The following is a 16032-nucleotide window of genomic DNA, read 5'->3' as shown; positions in this document are numbered from 1 at the left end:
CATGCGCATCGCCATCGTTGGATCGGGCATCGCGGGGCTGGCATCGGCGTGGCTGCTGTCGCGCCGGCATGGGGTGACGCTGTTCGAGACCGACAGCTATTTCGGCGGCCACACGCATACGCATGAGGTGGAGCAGCACGGTCGCCGCTATCGCATCGACAGCGGTTTCATCGTGCACAACCCGAACCACTATCCGCTGCTGACCCGGATGTTCGAGCAGATCGGCGTCGCCTCGCAGCCGACCACGATGAGTTTCTCGCTGCACAACGAAGCCAGCGGGCTGGAATACAACGCGGCCACGCTGGACACGCTGTTCTGCCAGCGGCGCAACCTGCTCTCGCCGCGCTTCATCGGCATGGTGCGTGACCTGGCGCGCTTCTATCGCGAGGCACCGGCGTTGCTGGACTCACCCGACCAGGGACCGACGCTGGGCGACTACCTCGCCGAGCACCGCTACGGCGCCGCCTTTCGCGACGAGCATCTGGTGCCAATGGCATCGGCGCTGTGGTCGTCGCCGGCCGCGCAGATCCTCCGCTTCCCCGCGCGTTATCTGGTGCAGTTCATGGCCAATCACCAGATGCTGCAGATCAATGATCGCCCTGAATGGCGCGTGGTGCGTGGCGGTTCGTCCACGTATGTGCAAGCGCTGCGCGAGCGCTGGTCGGTACGCGAGCGGCTGCATTGCGCGGTGCGCTCGATTCGCCGCCATGCCGCGGGTGCCGAGATCACCAGTGCCGCAGGCGTCGAACATTTCGATCATGTCGTGCTGGCCTGCCACAGCGATCAGGCACTGGCCTTGCTGAGCGACGCGGACGAACGCGAGCGATCCATCCTCGGCACGATGCCGTACCAGCTCAACGACACCGTGCTGCATACCGACGCCAGCGTGTTGCCGGTGCGGCGCAAGGCGTGGGCGGCATGGAACGCGTGGTTGCCGCGCAATCCGGACGAAGCATGCACGGTCAGCTACTGCATGAATCTGCTGCAGGGCATCGAATCACCGGAACCGTTCGTGGTCACGCTCAATCGCACGGCAGCGATCGACCCGGACAAGGTACTGGCACGCATGCAGTACCACCATCCGGTCTACAGCCACGCGTCGGTAGCGGCGCAGATGCGCAAGGCCGAGATCCAGGGCCAGCGCCACACCTGGTTCGCCGGTGCCTACTGGGGCTGGGGATTCCACGAGGACGGCATGCGCAGCGCCGTCGATGTGGCGGCCGCTCTTGGCGTGCGCTGGCCGGTAGGTGTCGGTGCCATCCACGCGGTCGCATCACGTGCCGGGGAGATCGCGGCGTGAATGCCGAAGCGGGCAGGCCGCTGGCAAGCGCCGTGTACGAAGGCGTGGTGCGTCATCGCCGCCTCGCCCCGCATCCACACGCCTTCGATTACCGGATGGCCCAGCTCTATCTGGATCTCGATGAAGTCGATCGGGTGTTCCGGCAGCGCTGGCTGTGGTCCAGCAAGCATGGCAACGTCGCGCAGTTCCGCCGCAGCGATTATCTCGGCCCGACCGGACTGCCACTGGCCGAAGCCGTGCGCCAGCGCGTCGAGCAAGCCACCGGGCATCGCCCGGTCGGGCCGGTTCGGCTGCTGACCCATCTGCGCTACTTCGGTTTCGTGTTCAACCCGGTCAGCTTCTACTACTGCTACGCCCAGGACGGCGTGAGTCTGGCCTGCATCGTGGCAGAGATCACCAACACACCGTGGAAGGAACGCCACGCCTACGTGCTGCCGATCGAGACCGCGAAGTCGCGTGGACGCGCGCTGCACTGGGCCTTTCCCAAGACGTTCCACGTATCCCCCTTCATGCCGATGGCGCGCGAATACGACTGGAGTTTCACCGCGCCCGCCGACGACCTGCACGTGCACATGGATGTACTGCGCGATGGCCAGCGCGAGTTCGATGCCACCCTCTTCCTGCAACGCAAACCGTTGAATGGCGCTTCGCTGGCGCGTGTGCTGTGGCGCTATCCGCTGATGACGGCACAGGTCGTCGGTGCGATCCACTGGCAGGCATTGCGACTGTGGCTGAAGCGGAATCCCGTCCACGACCATCCCTCCCTTTCCTGACGCTGCACCGAGGTTCGCCATGAACGACATTGCCAAGACCGCCGACTACGACAGCCCCGGCATCGGCGCCTTCGATCGCTTCCTGCGTCAGCAGCTGCTCGGTCGACTGCGCCAGTTGCGGCACGGGCGATTGCTGCTGAACGACGACGGCGTGCAGCTCGAATTCGGCGAGGCCACTGCCGAGTTGCAGATCCATATGGAAATCCGCGACCCGGCCTTCTATCGCGCGATCGCAACCAACGGCAGCGTGGGCGCCGGCGAAGCCTACATGGACGGCCTGTGGCACTGCGACAACCTGGTCGGGCTGGTGCAGTTGCTGGTGCGCAACCGCGACCTGCTCGACGGCATGGAAAGCGGCCTGGCCCGGCTCGGCGGCATGGCGCTGCGCGGCTGGCATGCACTGCGCCGCAATACGCGCGACGGCAGCCGCCGCAACATCGCCGCGCACTACGACCTCGGCAACGATTTTTTCAGCCTGTTCCTGTCGCCGGACCTGATGTATTCCTCGGCGATCTGGACGGACCCGGCCGACACGCTGGAAGACGCCTCCACCCGCAAGCTCGAACGCATCTGCCGCAAGCTCGATCTGAAACCGGGTGACCGGGTGATCGAGATCGGCACCGGCTGGGGCGGCTTCGCGCTGTACGCCGCCCAGCATTACGGCTGCCACGTCACCACCACCACGATCTCGCGCGAGCAGCACGCGCTGGCCAGCGAACGGGTCGCCGCCGCCAGCATGGGCGCGCAGGTCGAGCTGCTGCTGGAGGATTACCGCGACCTGCGCGGGCAATACGACAAGCTGGTCTCGATCGAGATGGTCGAGGCGATCGGCGCGCCCTACCTCGATACCTATTTCAGGCAGCTGGGTGCCTTGCTGAAACCGGACGGGCTGGCCCTGCTGCAGGCGATCACGATCGAGGATCACCGTTATGCCCAGGCGCTGAGCTCGGTCGATTTCATCAAGCGCCACGTCTTTCCCGGCAGCTTCATCCCGTCGATCAGCGCACTGCTCGCCTCGAAGACCCGCGCCAGCGATCTGGCGCTGGTCCAGCTGGAAGACTTCGGCCACTCGTATGCGCTGACCCTGAAGGCCTGGCGCGAGCGTTTCATGGCGCACCTGCCGCAGGTGCGCGCGCAAGGTTTCGACGAACGCTTCATCCGTCTGTGGGAGTTCTACCTGGCGTATTGCGAAGGCGGTTTCCGCGAGCGCTCGATCGGCGTCGCACACCTGCTGCTGGCCAAGCCCGGCAACCGGCAGGCGACATGGCTGCCGCAGATCGAATCAACCCGGGGCCTGCCGGCATGAAATTCTGGAGCAGCCTCGTCGGCTATCAACTGGTCTGGTTCGCTGCCGTGATTGGCGCCGGGCACGGACTGGCGTGGCCGGGGATTGCCGGCATGCTGGTTTACGCAACATGCCAGCTGGTGGTCGGGCTGCAATACAAGGCCGACCTGTCGCTGATGCTGACGGCGATCGTGCTGGGACTTCTGCTGGATGGCGGGTTGATCCGCACAGGACTGGCCAGCTATGCGACGCCGTGGCCATCCGCCGCGATGGCGCCGGCATGGATTCTCGCGCTGTGGGTCACCTTCGCGCTGACCTTCACCCAATCGCTGGCGTGGCTGCAGACGCGTCTGTGGTGGGCCGCGTTGCTGGGATGGATCGGTGGCCCGCTGGCTTATCTGGGCGCATCACGAGGCTGGCACGTGGTGACGTTCGCGGCGCCCGCGTGGCGCGGACTGCTGTGCCTGGCGGTCGGCTGGGCCATCGCGACGCCGCTGCTGGCGTGGCTGGCCCGGCGCTGGTCGAGCGCGGCGATCCCCGCATCTGCGCCCGTGCAAGGTCGTGCGTCATGACTGCGTGGCTTCAACTGGCCTGCCTGTGGTTGCTGGCGGCGTTGATCATGAGCCTGGGCTGGTTGTGGCAGCGCAAGCATGGCAATGCCGGCATCGTCGACGTGCTGTGGGCGGCCGGCGCGGGCAGTGGCGCCGTGCTGCTGGCCCTGATCGGCGCGGGCGCTGCGTCATCCCGGCTGACGCTGGCGATACTTGGCGGACTGTGGGGCGTACGACTGGCAGCGCATCTGTGGAAACGGGTGCGCGGTGAGCCGGAGGATGGCCGCTATCAGCATCTGCGCACGCACTGGCATGGCAGTCAGTCCAGGTTTTTCCTGTTCTTCCAGTTCCAGGCCTTGCTGATCGTGCTGTTTTCGCTGCCGTTCCTGGCCGTGGCGCGCAACCCGCGCGGATTCAGCCCGTGGCTGCTGGTCGGCATCGCGATCTGGCTGCTCAGCGTGATCGGCGAGTCGATCGCCGATCACCAGCTCGCCCGCTTCCGCGCCGATCCAGCCCATCGCGGGCAAACCTGCCGTGAAGGCCTGTGGCGTTATTCGCGTCACCCCAATTATTTCTTCGAATGGATCCACTGGTTCGCCTACGTCGGCCTGGCGATCGGATCGCCAATCGCGTGGCTGGCCTGGGCTGGGCCGCTGGTGATGTATGTGTTCCTGCGCTGGATCAGCGGCATTCCCTATACCGAGACACAGGCACTGCGCAGCCGCGGCGACGATTACCGCGCCTATCAACGCAGCACCTCCATGCTGATTCCCTGGTTTCCGAAAAGGAGCGATCCATGAATACCGTCGCCACGGCGTCCCACGAGTTGCCGCAGGAGCGGCCCGCCACCGGCCTGCTGGGTCTGGCCGAACGAGGGCATCTGCCCGATGCGCTGCTGCGGCAAGGCATCCGGCGCATGTGCGCGCAGCGACTGCGCGAGGAGATGAGCGGCGGGCTGGATCAGCAAGCCGCCCGCTTCGCCGAACGTATCGAGATGCTGCGGCACAGCCCGGTGGCGATCCACACCGACGCCGCCAATGCGCAGCATTACGAACTGCCGCCAGCGTTCTTCGAACTGTGCCTCGGCAAGCGCCTGAAATATTCCGGCTGCTATTACCCGCGCGGCGACGAGTCGCTGGATCAGGCCGAGGAGGCCATGCTCACGCTGTATGGCGAACGCGCCGAACTGGCGGACGGCCAGACGATCCTCGAACTTGGCTGCGGCTGGGGCTCGCTCACGCTGTGGATGGCCGAGCGCTATCCGAATGCTCGGATCAAGGCAGTATCCAATTCGCACCAGCAGCGCGAACACATCGAGGCGCAGTGCCGCAAGCGCGGTCTGTTCAACGTGCGCGTGGCCACCTGCGACGTGAACCTGCTGGAACTCGACGCGGCGCAATTCGACCGCTGCGTGTCGGTCGAAATGTTCGAGCACATGCGCAACTACGACATCCTGCTCGGCCGCATCGCCAGCTGGCTGCGACCCGGCGGCAAGCTGTTCGTGCACATTTTCGCGCACCGGACGCTGATGTATCCGTTCGAGACGACGGGCGAGGACAACTGGATGGGCCGGCACTTCTTCACCGGTGGCCTGATGCCGGCCTCCGACACCTTGCTGTGGTTCCAGCGCGAGCTGCAGATCGAGCAGCACTGGCATGTCGACGGCACGCATTACCAGCGCAGCGCGAATCACTGGCTGGCGAATCAGGACGCACGCAAGGATCAGGTGATGGCGGTACTGGTCGAAGCCTATGGCCGACAGGCCGCATCACTGTGGTTCCAGCGCTGGCGGATGTTCTGGATGTCCTGCGCGGAATTGTTCGGCTACGCCAACGGCCAGGAATGGCTGGTGGCGCATTACCGTTTCGTGCGGCCTTGAGCGCCCCACTCCATCACCTTCCTCTTTCGCCTCGGAGTCATGGCATGTCCCTTCCAAGAACCTTGTTGATGGCCTGCGCCCTGGCGGCCGCCAGCACCGGCGTTCACGCCGGTGATCTGCCGCCGATCAAGCCGGTCGCCCATGTCGACCTGCCGCGCTTCATGGGCAAGTGGTACGTGATCGCCACCATCCCCACGCGTTTCGAAAAGAACGCCTACAACCCGGTCGAAACCTACACGCTGCAGCCGGACGGAAACATCTACACCCAGTTCCACTTCAACAACGGCGGCTTCGACAAACCGGTCAAGACGATCCACTCCACCGGTTTCGTGAAGGCGGACAGCGGCAATGCCGTCTGGGGCGTGCAGGTGTTCTGGCCGCTCAAGGCGCAATACATCGTGGCGTACCTGAAGGACGACTATAGCCAGGTCATCGTGGCCCGCGACGCGCGCGACTACACCTGGGTCATGGCGCGCACGCCCACCGTGTCACAGGCTGACTACGACGCGCTGGTCGCACGCGTGGTGCAGATGGGCTATCCGGCCGAAGGCATCCGCAAGGTGCCGCAACGGTGGCCGGCAACCGCCGACTGATATTGCGCCGAACGGTCCCCTGGCCGGAAATCCCGATGCACCGGTTCGGGTCGCGGAGTTCCGTGGCCTGGAACATGAACGTGCTCATGCGTCATTCGACCACACGAACCGCCCGGTCGAATCTGACCGAAGTCAAAAGCATCACCTTCGTGCGCGCGCATGATCCGCCTCGTCCACAAGGCGGATTCGTTCATGATCAGCTGCGACACTGTCATCATCGGTGCGGGCCCGGTCGGCCTGTTCCAGGTTTTCGAGCTGGGCCTGCTGGGGCTGGATACGCACGTGATCGATGCCGTGCCGCATGCCGGCGGCCAGTGCGTCGAGCTGTATCCGGACAAGCCGATCTATGACATCCCGGCACTGCCGGTGTGCAGCGGGCGCGAACTGATCGAGCGTCTGCAGCAGCAGATCCGCCCGTTCACGCCGAAGTTCCACCTGGGCCATACCGTCACCGCGCTGCAGCGCATGGACGACGGCCGCTTTCGCCTGCAGACCAGTGGCGGCCTGGCCTTCGACGCCGGCGTGGTGATCATTGCCGGCGGCCTGGGCGCGTTCGCACCGCGCACGCTGGACCTGCCGGAAGCCGCGCCGCTGGTAGGCCGCACGCTGCACTACAAGGTGACGCAGCCGGCGCTGTTCGACGACCAGGACATCGTGATCGCCGGCGGCGGTGACGCGGCGCTGGATTGGGCGCTGGCCCTGGTCGAGCGGGTACGCAGCCTGGTATTGGTGCATCGCTCGTCCAGCTTCCGCGCGGCACCGGCCAGTGTGGCGCGCATGCAGGCGCTGTGCGACGAGGGCCGCATGCAGTTCTGCGAAGGCGACATCGTCGGGCTGGAGACGGCCGCTGGCGCGCTGTCGCAGGTGCGCGTGCGCACGCGCAGCGGCATGGTCCAGCGCATCGAGGCGTCGCAGCTGCTGGTGTTCTGGGGCCTGCATCCGGCGCTGGGGCCGATCGCCGAGTGGGGACTGGCCCTGGAACGCCAGCAGCTGGTGGTCGATCCATCGACGTTGCAGACCTCGGTACCCGGCGTGTTCGCGGTGGGCGACATCAACACCTATCCCGGCAAGAAGAAGCTGATCCTTTCCGGCTTCCACGAGACGGCGCTGTGCGCCTTCGCCGCACACGCGCACCTGCACCCCGGCGACAAGGTGAACCTGCAGTACACGACCACCAGCCCGGCACTGCAGCGGCGCCTGGGCGTGCGCGATGCCAGAGGCACCGGCGCCGTGACGCAACCGCCGCCACAGGTCGAAGCCAGCGCGGCCTGACGCTTCACGCCTTTTCGCCTTCGCACCAAGACGCACACCGGGAGGTCCTCCCATGCACCGTTCCATCGAACCCACCGAACCGCGCTCGCCCGAGCGCCGGCGACTGCTGCGGCAGGCCGGCCAGCTCGCCATCGCCGGCGGCCTGCTGGCTGGCGGCGGCTGGGCGGTGCTCAAGCGCAAGCAGAACCTGTGGCAGGTGCGCCGCGAGCGCACGCTGATGCAGACCTCCGTTTCGGTGACCTGCCTGGCCGACGACGTGCAGGCCGCCGGCGTGGCGATCGAGGCAGCGTTCGCGCGCATGGCGGCGACCGCCGCGCAGCTGACCCGCTTCGACCCGGCCAGCCCGCTGACGCGACTGAACCGCGACGGCCAGCTGGCGCAAGTGCCCGCGCAGCTGGACGCGGTGCTGCGCCAGGCGCTGGCGCTGTCGCGGCTGACCGACGGCGCGTTCGACCCGACCGTGCTGCCGGTGCTGCGCTACTTCGAGACGCTGCGCGGCGCAAGCCGCACCGACGCGCACGAGCAGCGCGTGGCCGAGGATCGCGATGCGCTGGTCGGCTACCGCGACCTTGCGCTGGACGCGCGCGGCGCGCGGCTGTCGCGGCCGGGCATGGCGATCACGCTGGACGGCATCGCCAAGGGCCACGTGGTCGACCAGGGCATCGCTGCGCTGCGCGGCGCCGGCATCGAGTACGCCCTGATCGACGCCGGCGGCGACATCCACGCGATCTGCGGCAACGACCCCGAGCGGCACTGGAACGTCGGCATCGTCGACCCGCGCGACGTGAGCCGCGTGGCAGCGGTGCTGCAGCTGCGCAACGCGGCGCTGTCCACCTCGGGCAACTACCGCGTGTTCTTCTCCGCCGACCGGCGCCTGTTCCACATCGTCAACCCGCGCACCGGCTGGTCGCCGCAAAGCTATTCGAGCGTCACCGTGATGGCGCAGCGTTCGGTGCTGGCCGATGGCATGAGCACGGCGGCGTTTTCGCTGGAGCTGCCGCGGCTGTCCGCGTTGATGGACGCGCAGGACCACCAGTGGCTGGCGTTCTCGCGCACCGGCGAACAACGCTGGCGCTCGTGCGAACTGCCGCTGATCGCCGGCACGGCGGAGCTGGCCTGATGCGCGACGCCCGCTCCCGCTCCCTCATCGCCCGGCTGCTGCTCGCGCTGCTGTTGCTGCTGCCCGCCTCCGCGGCGCTGGCCGGCATCGACGCGAAGTATCCGCAGCTGCACCAGGTATTCCCCGAGGCCGAGCACTTCGGCGACATCGAGGGCACCCCGCCCGCCGCGGCCGTGTACCACGGCGACCAGGTGATCGGCTACGTATTCGAGACGGTGATGGTGGCGCCGGTGCCGGCCTACTCCGGGGCACCGATCAACATGCTGGTGTCGATCGGCACCGACGGCACCATCCGCGACGTCCGCGTGCTGGAGCAGCACGAGCCGATTCTGCTGGTCGGCATCCCGGTGCAGAAGCTGTACGACTTCGTGGCGCGCTACATCGGCCATCGCGTGGACGACCAGATCGTGGTTGGCGGCGGCAGCAGCGGCAGCGTGCGCATCGACGCGATCAGCAGCGCCACGGTGACCTCGATGGTGGCCAACGAGACGATCATGAACTCGGCGCTGAAGGTGGCCGCCTCGCGCAAGCTGATCGCCGGCGCGGTCGACACCGGCGCGGCCGCCGCGCAGGTCCGCGCCGACTACTTCGTGCCGGCCGACTGGCAGGCACTGACCGGCAACGGCGCGATCGGCCACCTGCGACTGGCGCGGCAGGAGATCACCGACGCCTTCAAGGGCCAGCCGGAAAGCGGCCTGGTCGACGACCCCACCGCGCCGGCGCCCGGCCACGGCGCGGACACCTTCATCGACCTGTACTTCGCCGACGTCACCCCGCCCACGGTGGGTCGCAACCTGCTCGGTGAAGTGGCCCACGCCGACCTGATGAAGCAGCTCAAGCCCGGCGACTCGGCCATCGCGGTGATGGCCAACGGCATCTACTCGTTCAAGGGCGTGGGCTACGTGCGTGGCGGCATCTTCGACCGCGTGCACCTGCTGCAGGACGGCAAGCTGGCGCTGTTCAAGGATACCGACCTGGTGCAATTGAACGATACCCCGCTGCGCGGCAAGCCGGCCTTCGCCGAGCAGGCGATCTTCATCGTGCGCCACGGCGTCAGCGGCTTCGACGCGACCCGGCCGTGGACACTGCAGCTGCTGGTGAACCGCCAGGTCGGCCCACTGCAAAGCATCTACCACACCTTCACCCGCGACTACCGCATGCCGGCGGCCTACACCACGCGCCCGGAAGCGGCGGCCGAAGCCGATACCGATGCGCTGCCGGCCGATGCGCCGCTGTGGCAGAAGATATGGCACGGGCGCCGGCTGGACATCGCGCTGCTGCTGGCGGGACTGTCGGTACTCACCCTGATCCTGATGTTCCAGGACTGGATCGTGACGCGGCCACACCTGCTCGAACGCCTGCGCGTGGGCTTCCTGATCTACACGCTGGTGTTCATTGGCTGGTACGGGCTGGCGCAGCTGTCGGTGGTGAACATCCTCACCTTCATCCAGGCGGTGCTGCACGGTTTCCACTGGTCCACCTTCCTGATGGACCCGCTGGTGTTCATCCTGTGGGTGTTCGTGGCCGCCACCCTGCTGCTGCTCGGGCGCGGCATCTACTGCGGCTGGCTGTGCCCGTTCGGCGCGCTGCAGGTGCTGGTGAACAAGCTGGCGCGCCGGCTGCACGTGCCGCAGTTCGAGGTGCCGCAGTACCTGCACGAGCGGCTGTGGGCGATCAAGTACATCATCCTGCTGGTGCTGTTCGGGATGTCGCTGCAGTCGCTCAACATGGCCGAGCACTACGCCGAGATCGAGCCGTTCAAGACCGCGATCACGCTGCACTTCGCCCGCTCCTGGAGCTACGTGCTCTACGCGGTGGCACTGGTGGCGGTGTCGGCGTTCAACAACAAGTTCTACTGCCGCTACGTGTGCCCGCTGGGCGCCGGGCTGGCGGTGTCCGGCCGCTGGCACCTGTTCGAGTGGCTGCGCCGGCGCAAGGAATGCGGCCGTCCCTGCCAGATCTGTGCGAACGAGTGCGAAGTGAAGGCGATCAACGCGATCGGCCAGATCAACTTCAACGAATGCCACTACTGCCTGGACTGCCAGGTCACCTACGCCAACGACCAGAAATGCCCGCCGCTGGTGGAGCGCCGCAAGAAGCGTGAACGCGCTGCGCGGCCGCTGCCCACCCCGGTACTGACGATCATCCCGGCGGCGACGCCGGAAACCCACGAGTCGGCGAAGGTCGCCGACTGACCCACCACGATCCGAACGGATGAATGCCATGCACGACGAATCGAGCAACCCGACCGGCCAGTCCGGCCAGACCGCGGAACCGGGCAACCCCGCGCGCCGCAACTTCATGAAGAACAGCGCGCTGGCCGGCCTCGCCGGCGCGGCGGGACTGGCGTTGGCAGGCTGCGGCAGGAAGGGTGAGCCTGCGGGCGCAGCCGGCGCCGCCGCCGGACATGATGGCGAGGACCGCCACGAGCAAGGCGAGCACGCGGCGGCCTCCGATCACGTGCCACCCGGCCAGCTCGACGAGTACTACGGCTTCTGGAGCGGCGGCCAGTCCGGCGAGGTGCGCCTGGTCGGCGTGCCCTCGATGCGCGAGCTGATGCGCATCCCGGTGTTCAACCCCGACTTCACCATCGGCTGGGGCGTCACCAACGAGAGCAAGCGCGTGCTCGGGCCGAACTTCCCGCCCGGCGGCGACTGCCACCACCCGCACATGAGCCAGACCGACGGCCACTACGACGGCCGCTACATCTTCATCAACGACAAGGCGCACACCCGCGTCGCGCGCATCCGCTGCGACGTGATGCGCACCGACCGCATCACCGACGTGCCCAACGTGCAGGCGATCCACGGCCTGCGCGTGCAGCGCGCGCCGCGTACCGGCTACGTGTTCGCCAACGGCGAGTTCCTGATTCCGGCACCGAACGACGGCCGCGACCTGGAAGACCCGGCCAAGTACCAGACCATGTTCAGCGCGCTCGACGGCGACACCATGGAAGTGGCCTGGCAGGTGCTGGTGGACGGCAACCTGGACAACACCGAGGCCGACTACGCCGGCAAGTACGCCATCTCCACCTGCTACAACAGCGAAAAGGGCATGGACCTGCCCAGCACGATGCAGGCCGAGCGCGACTGGGCGGTGGTGTTCAACATCGCGCGCATCGAGGAGGCGGTGAAGAAAGGCGACTTCAAGACCATCGGCAGCTCCAAGGTGCCGGTGCTGGACGGCCGCCACGGCTCGTCGTTCACGCTGTACATCCCGATTCCGAAGAACCCGCACGGCATCAACGCCAGCCCCGACGGCAAGTACGTGGTGGCCAACGGCAAGCTCTCGCCCACCGTCACCGTGATGGAATGGAGCCGCATCGACGACTGGTTCGCCGGCAAGCTCAAGGACCCGCGCGACGTGGTGGTGGCCGAACCCGAGCTGGGCCTGGGGCCGTTGCATACCGCCTACGACGGCCGCGGCAACGCCTACACCACGCTGTTCATCGACAGCCAGATCGCCAAGTGGAACATCGCCGACGCGATCGCCGCCCACGACGGCAAGAAGGTCAACTACCTGCGCCAGAAGATCGACGTGGCCTACCAGCCCGGGCACTGCCATACCTCGATGGGCGAGACCCGCGATGCCGACGGCAAGTGGCTGGTGTCGCTGAACAAGTTCTCCAAGGACCGCTTCCTGCCCACCGGCCCGCTGCACCCGGACAACGACCAGCTGATCGACATCTCCGGCGAAACCATGAAGCTGGTCGCCGACGGCCCGGTCTACGCCGAGCCGCACGACGTGATCCTGCTGCACCGCCGGCTGCTGATCGACAAGGTCAAGAAGAGCTGGGACCGCGACGACCCGTTCTTCGCCGAGACGGTGGCGATGGCCAAGAAACACGGCGTCAACGTGCTGTCCGACAGCAAGGTCATCCGCGAAGGCCGCAAGGTGTTCGTGTACATGACCTCGGCTGCGCCGATCTTCGGCATGGGCAGCTTCAAGGTGAAGAAGGGCGACGAGGTGACCGTGGTGGTGACCAACATCGACGCGGTGGAGGACGTGAGCCACGGCTTCTGCATCGTCAACTACGGCATCAACATGGAGATCAGCCCCGGCGCCACCGCCTCGGCCACCTTCACCGCCGACAAGGCGGGGGTGTTCTGGTACTACTGCACGTTCTTCTGCCATGCGATGCACATGGAGATGAGCGGGCGGATGCTGGTCGAGGCCTGAGCCGTGCCGTGCCGTCGCGCAGCACGCGCGGCGGCACGGCCGGGTCGTCCGCTGCCATGTCCATGCTTCGCTGCCTCGCCATCCCGATCCTGCTCCTGCTGCTGGCACTGCCGGCACACGCGGACGCGTCGCTGGAACAGGCCGTGGCCGCGGCGCCGCCCGGCGCCACGGTCAGCGTGCCGGCCGGCGTGCATGCCGTGCATCTGAAGCTGGACAAGGCGATCACCCTGACTGGCGAGCCCGGTGCGATTCTCGACGGCGGCGGCAGCGGCGATGTCGTGCGCATCGGCGCGTCGAACGTCACCGTGCGCGGCCTGACCCTGCGCCACAGCGGCAGCGACCTCACCGCGATGAACGCTGGCATCTTCGTCGAGCGCCACGCACGCGAGGTCACGCTCGAGGGCAACCGCATCGAGGACAGCCTGTTCGGTGTCTACCTTGACGGCGCCGCCAACGTGCGCGTGGCGCACAACGTGATTCGCGGCATGCGCAACCTGCGCGTGGCCGATCGCGGCGATGGCATCCACCTGTGGAACGACACCGGCTGCACCATCGAGAGCAACGACGTGGCCAATTCGCGCGACGGCATCTACGTCTACGTCAGCCCGCACAACACCATCGCGCGCAACGTGGTGCACGGCGTGCGCTACGGCATCCACTACATGTATTCGCAGGACAACCTGCTGCTGGACAACGTCAGCCACGGCAACCTGGCCGGCTACGCGCTGATGTCCTCGCACCACCTGAAGGTGATCGGCAACAGCTCCGAGGACGAGAAGTCCTACGGCTTCCTGCTCAACTACATCTCGCACAGCGAGATCGCCGGCAACCGTGTCTACCGCGTCAACGGCCAGAGCGACGACGCCGGCGGCACCATCGACGGTACCGAGGGCAAGGGCCTGTTCGTCTACCTGTCGCAGTTCAACGACTTCCACGACAACCTCGTCGCCGACTCGCAGATCGGCATCCACGTGACCGCCGGCTCGGAAAACAACCGCCTGTGGAGCAACCGCTTCGTGGACAACCGCATCCAGGTGAAGTACGTGCAGAACCTCGCCCAGGAATGGTCGGCGCACGGCCGCGGCAATTTCTGGAGCGACTACCTCGGCTGGGACCTGGACGCCGACGGCATCGGCGACGTGCCGTTCCGCCCCAACGACGGCGTCGACGTGCTGCTGTGGAAATACCCCACCGCACGCAACCTGATGTCCAGCCCCGCGGTGCTGCTGATGCGCTACGTGCAGCGCGCGTTCCCGGTGTTCACGCCGCCCTCGGTGCAGGACAGCCACCCGCTGATGAAAACTTCCGACCCCAACCCATGAACCACGCCATCGAACTGGACGCCCTGGCCAAGCGCTACGGCGCGCTCGCCGCGCTCGACGGCGTCACCGCCTGCGTGCCGCGCGGCCAGGTGATCGGCCTGCTCGGCCACAACGGCGCGGGCAAGTCCACGCTGATCAAACTCATTCTTGGCCTGATCGCGCCCAGCGGCGGCCGCCTCGAGGTGCTCGGCCAGTCGCCGTGGCGCGCGCACGCGTTGCGCCGGCGCATCGGCTACCTGCCCGAGAGCGCCACCTTCTACGCCAGCCTGAGCGGGCGCGAACTGCTCGACTACCTGGCCCGGCTGAAGCAGGCGCCGCGCAGCCAGGTAGCGGCGCTGCTGGAGCGCGTCGGCCTGGCGCACGCCGCCGACCGCCGCGTCGGCACCTACTCCAAGGGCATGCGCCAGCGCCTGGGCCTGGCGCAGGCGCTGCTCGGCTCGCCCGAACTGGTGCTGCTGGACGAACCGACCACCGGCCTCGACCCGCAGGCCACCCGCGAGCTGTACCGCATCGTCGGCGAGCTGCGCGCGGACGGCCGTTGCGTGCTGGTCTCCTCGCACCTGCTGGCCGAGCTGGAGCCGCACATCGACGGCGCGCTGATCCTGCGCCAGGGCCGCCTGCTCGCCGCCGGCAGCCTGCATGCACTGGGCGAGGCGGCCGCACTGCCGGCGCAGGTACTGTTGCGCCCGCGCGAGCAGGCCATGCCGGAATTGCTCGCACGCCTTGAAACCGGCGGCCTTTCCGCGCAATCGCGCCCCGATGGCCGGCTGGAGCTGCAGGTGCCGCGCGCCAGCAAGCTGCACACGCTGCGCGAACTGCTGGCCGACCCCGCGATCGTCGATCTCGACGTGCGCGAACCCACCCTGGCGCAGCTCTATGACTGGCTCGGCGCCGGACCCCAGGCTACCGCGGAGGCCCGCGCATGAACCCGATTCTGACCGTCGCCGCCAAGGAGTTCCGCGACGACTTCCGCAACCGCTGGACAGTGGCGCTGACCATCCTGTTCGCGCTGCTGGCGCTGGGCATCGCCTGGTTCGGCAGCGCGGCGACCGGGCGCGTGGGCTTCACCTCGTTCGACGCCACGCTGGCCAGCCTGACCACGCTGGGCGCGTTCGTGATCCCGCTGATCGGCCTGCTGATTGCCTACGACACCATCGTCGGCGAGCGCGACGATGGCACCCTGCTGCTGATGCTCAGCTACCCGCTGGCGCGCGGGCAGCTGGTGGCCGGCAAGTTCCTCGGCCATTGCGGCGCACTGGCCGTGGCCACGCTGGCCGGCTTCGGGCTGGCGGTAGCGATCATGCAGTGGCTGCAGCCGCCGGCGCAGATGGCGCAGGCGTGGCTGCAGATCGGCCGCTTCATCGTCAGCGCCTCGCTACTGGGCGCCTGCTTCGTCGGGCTGGCCTGCCTGATCAGCGTGCAGACCGCCGACAAGTCGCGCGCCGCCGGGCTCGCACTGATCGGCTGGCTGGCCAGCGTGGTGCTGTTCGACCTCGCACTGCTGGCGCTGCTGGTGGTCAGCGGCGGCAACCCGCTCGAGCGCGCGGTGTATCCATACCTGCTGCTGCTCAACCCGGTCGACGTGTTCCGGCTGGTCAACCTCACCGCGCTGGGCGACGGCGCCGGCAACGACCTGCTGACCGGCATGACCGCCCACCACGCCTATTCGCCGATGCTGCTGGACCTGCTGTTGCTGGGCTGGGCGGTGGTGCCGTTCGCGTGGGCACTGCTTGCGTTCCGGCGCAAGGAAGTCTGAAG

General features: G+C 67.4%; 14 protein-coding genes. All 14 read left to right on the top strand.

The annotated features are described in order from the left end of the window. Position 1 precedes the first annotated feature (1 nt). The 14 genes from QQA13_RS04425 to QQA13_RS04360 all read left to right on the top strand — a co-directional run bounded on the left by QQA13_RS04425 (position 2) and on the right by QQA13_RS04360 (position 16030). Positions 2-1300, top strand: a complete 1299-nt coding sequence (locus QQA13_RS04425; RefSeq protein ID WP_108471082.1) for an NAD(P)/FAD-dependent oxidoreductase — start codon at positions 2-4, stop codon at positions 1298-1300. Beyond that, positions 1297-2073 (top strand): DUF1365 domain-containing protein, encoded by a 777-nt coding sequence (locus QQA13_RS04420; protein ID WP_234411290.1) that lies wholly within the window; start codon positions 1297-1299, stop codon positions 2071-2073. The genes QQA13_RS04425 and QQA13_RS04420 overlap by 4 nt, the downstream gene beginning before the upstream one ends. Before the next feature lie 19 nt (positions 2074-2092). Then, positions 2093-3379: an SAM-dependent methyltransferase gene (locus QQA13_RS04415; protein ID WP_108471081.1), complete on the top strand. Its 1287-nt coding sequence runs from the start codon at positions 2093-2095 to the stop codon at positions 3377-3379. Continuing rightward, positions 3376-3930: a DUF2878 domain-containing protein gene (locus QQA13_RS04410; RefSeq protein ID WP_108471080.1), complete on the top strand. Its 555-nt coding sequence runs from the start codon at positions 3376-3378 to the stop codon at positions 3928-3930. The genes QQA13_RS04415 and QQA13_RS04410 overlap by 4 nt, the downstream gene beginning before the upstream one ends. After that, positions 3927-4709 (top strand): DUF1295 domain-containing protein, encoded by a 783-nt coding sequence (locus QQA13_RS04405; RefSeq protein ID WP_108471079.1) that lies wholly within the window; start codon positions 3927-3929, stop codon positions 4707-4709. Before QQA13_RS04410 ends, QQA13_RS04405 begins: the two co-directional genes overlap by 4 nt. Further along, positions 4706-5788 (top strand): SAM-dependent methyltransferase, encoded by a 1083-nt coding sequence (locus QQA13_RS04400; protein WP_108471078.1) that lies wholly within the window; start codon positions 4706-4708, stop codon positions 5786-5788. Before QQA13_RS04405 ends, QQA13_RS04400 begins: the two co-directional genes overlap by 4 nt. 44 nt (positions 5789-5832) lie before the next feature. Next, positions 5833-6381: a lipocalin family protein gene (locus QQA13_RS04395; protein WP_108471077.1), complete on the top strand. Its 549-nt coding sequence runs from the start codon at positions 5833-5835 to the stop codon at positions 6379-6381. A 159-nt stretch (positions 6382-6540) separates the two neighbouring features. Beyond that, complete coding sequence (locus tag QQA13_RS04390; protein WP_234411289.1) at positions 6541-7653, top strand: NAD(P)/FAD-dependent oxidoreductase; 1113 nt, start codon at positions 6541-6543, stop codon at positions 7651-7653. Positions 7654-7705: 52 nt separating this feature from the next. After that, a complete protein-coding gene (locus tag QQA13_RS04385) occupies positions 7706-8773 on the top strand; it encodes an FAD:protein FMN transferase (RefSeq protein WP_108471076.1) in 1068 nt (355 codons plus the stop codon). Next, positions 8773-10968, top strand: a complete 2196-nt coding sequence (locus tag QQA13_RS04380; RefSeq protein ID WP_108471075.1) for a NosR/NirI family protein — start codon at positions 8773-8775, stop codon at positions 10966-10968. Before QQA13_RS04385 ends, QQA13_RS04380 begins: the two co-directional genes overlap by 1 nt. A gap of 28 nt (positions 10969-10996) precedes the next feature. Next, positions 10997-12952, top strand: a complete 1956-nt coding sequence (gene nosZ, locus QQA13_RS04375; RefSeq protein ID WP_108471181.1) for a TAT-dependent nitrous-oxide reductase — start codon at positions 10997-10999, stop codon at positions 12950-12952. Between the two features lie 56 nt (positions 12953-13008). After that, complete coding sequence (locus QQA13_RS04370; RefSeq protein WP_108471180.1) at positions 13009-14274, top strand: nitrous oxide reductase family maturation protein NosD; 1266 nt, start codon at positions 13009-13011, stop codon at positions 14272-14274. After that, positions 14271-15200: an ABC transporter ATP-binding protein gene (locus QQA13_RS04365; RefSeq protein WP_108471074.1), complete on the top strand. Its 930-nt coding sequence runs from the start codon at positions 14271-14273 to the stop codon at positions 15198-15200. Before QQA13_RS04370 ends, QQA13_RS04365 begins: the two co-directional genes overlap by 4 nt. After that, the gene (locus QQA13_RS04360; protein WP_108471073.1) at positions 15197-16030 is read left to right on the top strand and encodes an ABC transporter permease; all 834 of its coding nucleotides are present in this window, start codon (positions 15197-15199) and stop codon (positions 16028-16030) included. The genes QQA13_RS04365 and QQA13_RS04360 overlap by 4 nt, the downstream gene beginning before the upstream one ends. Positions 16031-16032 lie beyond the last annotated feature (2 nt).

This window comes from Rhodanobacter thiooxydans, from assembly GCF_030291135.1.
In the GTDB taxonomy this organism is placed as follows: domain Bacteria; phylum Pseudomonadota; class Gammaproteobacteria; order Xanthomonadales; family Rhodanobacteraceae; genus Rhodanobacter; species Rhodanobacter thiooxydans_A.
The sequence above is the reverse complement of the archived record's forward strand: the minus strand, read 5'-3'. Positions and strand labels throughout refer to the sequence as shown.